The following is a 2,021-nucleotide window of genomic DNA, read 5'->3' on the forward strand; positions in this document are numbered from 1 at the left end:
CTCACGATCCCATGAAATGAGCGCTCACCATCGCGTGAAACGGCTGCTCACGATCCGCGAAATCCGCATTCTGTGCAGGCAGGATCAGGCCGCCTTCAGGGCGGCTCCGTCAATGACCACGCCTTGGGTCACGTACTTCCAGAGAGCCACCAGCAACTTTCGCGCCAGCGCGACGATCGTGGCCTTCTTCATCCGCCCGCCCAGGCGGCGCACCCGATCATGGAACCACAGCGAAAGCGCCGACCCCGGTTGATGCCTCAGCCAGAGCCACGCCATCTCGACCAGGATGGCACGCAGACGGGGATTGCCGGCTTTCGACACGCCCTGCTCGTGATCGATCCGGCCACTCTTCCAGGGCGTCGGCGCCAGACCCGCATAGGCTGCCACCTGCCGCCGATTGTCAAAGTGCCGGAACAGACCTTCCGACCACAGCGCCCCGGCAAAGCCGGATCCGATCCCTTTGAGGCCGAGCAGTATCCCAACCGCCTTCGAGGGCACCTCCGCCGTTTGCGCTGCGGCCAGAAGAGCATCGCGTTCGGCCTTCACGGCCTCGATCTGCCGATCCAGCAGCTCAATGACCTCGAGTTCACGCCGCGCCACAGCTTTGAGATGGGGCGGCAAGGCACGTCCGTCGCCGGTGCGCAATTCGTCGAGCCTTGCGCGCTGGTCCGGACGCCGCGGGTCGTAGTCGGCAATGCCCTGCGAGAAGAACAGCCCCCTGAGACGGTTGACATGCCGGACCCGTTCGCTGACGAGGGTCTTCAGCTCCCGGCAGAGGCGCCGCTGATCCTCTTCGTCCGGGGTCGGCACACGGACCATGGCGCAGACACGCGGCTCGCCCCGTTTGTAGGCCAGCAGGGTGCGCACCAGAGCCTCGCCGTCAATCCGATCGGTCTTGGCACGGCGATGCCGGCGTGAGACGGCGATCGAGGCGGGATCTACGACATGGCTTTCAATGCCTTCGCTCTCCAGCACACGATGGATCCAGAACCCGTCCAACCCTGCTTCCTGGATCACCACGATCCGGGCGAACTCGCCCGTGCGGGCTTGAGCCTTGCGTTGCAGCTCCGCGAAGCGGCTCAGCAGCCCCGCCAGATCGCCGCCTGGCACCTGATGGCGCGACATCTTCTGGTTGCTTCCCGGCAACAAGGCCGTCACGAGCCAGACGGCGCGACTGAGCTCCAGAGACACAAAGATGGTCGCCGAGTCGGAACAATTGCTGCGGGTGGACGTGGGGTCGGTCGCTTGCATGGCCTGTCGCCTCCAGGAAGAAAGAGTTGGCGTCCTTACTCTCGCAGAGAGCCGGTCGCCGCTCACCTCCTCATGGCATCTTGACGTACTGGGCCGGGAGCAGGCGCACGTCGTGGCCGAGGGCAGCGAGTTGCCGCCCAACGTGATGGGCTCCGGCACAGGCCTCCAGGCCGATCAGGCAGACCGGCCAGGCAGGACTGCAACTGCCCGCGCGAGACCTTCCGGCGCAGCACGATCTTGCCGCGAGCATCCATGCCGATCAGGTGGAAGGTGTTCTTGCCTAGGTCAATCCCGATCGTGGTGATAGCCTCAGTTGTGGTCTGGTGTGACATGGCATGGCTCCTTGCCTGCGGGACAATCCCGCTCTCCCATGCTCCACCCGGGAGCACGGCCGGTCCATGCCATTAGCCGTGGCCTTCTTCAGGATCTCCCGTTCCTGACGCAGGATCTCGTTCTCGCGCCGCAGCCGCTTCAGCTCGGCGGCCATGTCCTCCTGGCGCTCCTCGGGCGGATCATCGATCTCACGCTCGCGACGGCGATCGAGCCAGTGCCGCAGGGTCGACAGGCCAACTCCGAGATCCGCGGCAACCTCACGCCGGCTGCGGCCGCTGGTCAGAGCAAGCCGCACGGCCTCATCCTGAAACTCTTGCGTAAAACGTGTGTGGGGCATGGAGATCCTCCTGGGTCAAAGAAGTGCTCTCCATCTTTTTGATACTGTTGGCGAATGCGTTGGAGCGATTGAGGCGAGGTCAGCGTTCAGGCTGTAAGGG

1 protein-coding gene and 2 pseudogenes are annotated in these 2,021 nt (G+C 64.6%); all 3 read right to left on the reverse strand.

The window, feature by feature from the left end; genetic code table 11:
- Positions 1 to 84 precede the first annotated feature (84 nt).
- Positions 85 to 1,251, reverse strand: coding sequence for an IS110 family transposase (locus OC446_RS30145; protein WP_262032558.1), 1,167 nt, complete (start codon positions 1,249 to 1,251; stop codon positions 85 to 87).
- 79 nt (positions 1,252 to 1,330) lie between these two features.
- Positions 1,331 to 1,583, reverse strand: a pseudogene (locus OC446_RS30150) (IS110 family transposase); the annotation flags it as partial.
- 74 nt (positions 1,584 to 1,657) lie between these two features.
- Positions 1,658 to 1,921, reverse strand: a pseudogene (locus OC446_RS30155) (transposase); the annotation flags it as partial.
- Between the last annotated feature and the right edge of the window lie 100 nt (positions 1,922 to 2,021).

It is taken from the genome of Microvirga sp. Mcv34, assembly GCF_024519725.1.
Lineage (GTDB): Bacteria > Pseudomonadota > Alphaproteobacteria > Rhizobiales > Beijerinckiaceae > Microvirga.

Bases quoted from the DNA above. Each gene is read 5' to 3' on its own strand.
- OC446_RS30145 (WP_262032558.1), bottom strand. From the start codon at position 1,251: ATGCAAGCGACCGACCCCACGTCCACCCGCAGCAATTGTTCCGACTCG.